This is a genomic window from Bradyrhizobium sp. WSM4874 (genome assembly GCF_055811835.1).
Genome location: NZ_JBVVPR010000194.1, coordinates 1 through 572 on the forward strand (window position 1 = coordinate 1; position 572 = coordinate 572).

Here is a 572-nt window from a genome sequence, read left to right on the forward strand (position 1 = left end):
TGCCGGGCGACTGTGGTTCTCAAACGGAGAATCAGCGCCATGCGGACGGGCTTTCAAATCTCATCGCTAGTACCGAGTGGTTTGGTGTTTGATGATGTAAGTGACTCAATGGATTCGGTTATTCTGGCTGTTCGGTCAGTGGCTGCGGAGGCCCAATGCCCTTTGTGCGCGACAGCGTCGCGCCGAATCCATAGCCGTTACATCCGGCACGTGGCTGATTTGCCGTCAGCGGGCAGAAAGGTGCGCCTCCGATTGCTCACGCGGCGCTTCACATGTGAGGTGCCGCATTGCCGCCGGCGGATCTTCGCGGAGCGGTTCGGAGAAGACGTCGTTCCGCTTCGACGGCGTCGGACGGCACGGCTCGAACACATCGTCCATCACCTGGGGTTGGCGCTCGGCGGCCGGCCGGCAGCAAGCTTCGCCAAGCGGCTCATGCTGCCTGTCAGCAACGATACCTTGCTGCGGGTGGTCCGCCGGCGGACGGCGATGCCGACAGATCCATTGCTTGTTGTGGGCATCGATGACTGGGCGTTCCGGAGAAACCATCGATACGGGACGATCGTGTGCGATTT

General features: G+C 61.2%; 1 protein-coding gene. It reads left to right on the forward strand.

Annotated features, from left to right (window positions below):
- Window positions 1–39: 39 nt before the first annotated feature.
- Window positions 40–572: transposase family protein (locus tag AC0L3P_RS40000; RefSeq protein ID WP_473309462.1), on the forward strand; the 533-nt coding region annotated here is incomplete at its 3' end.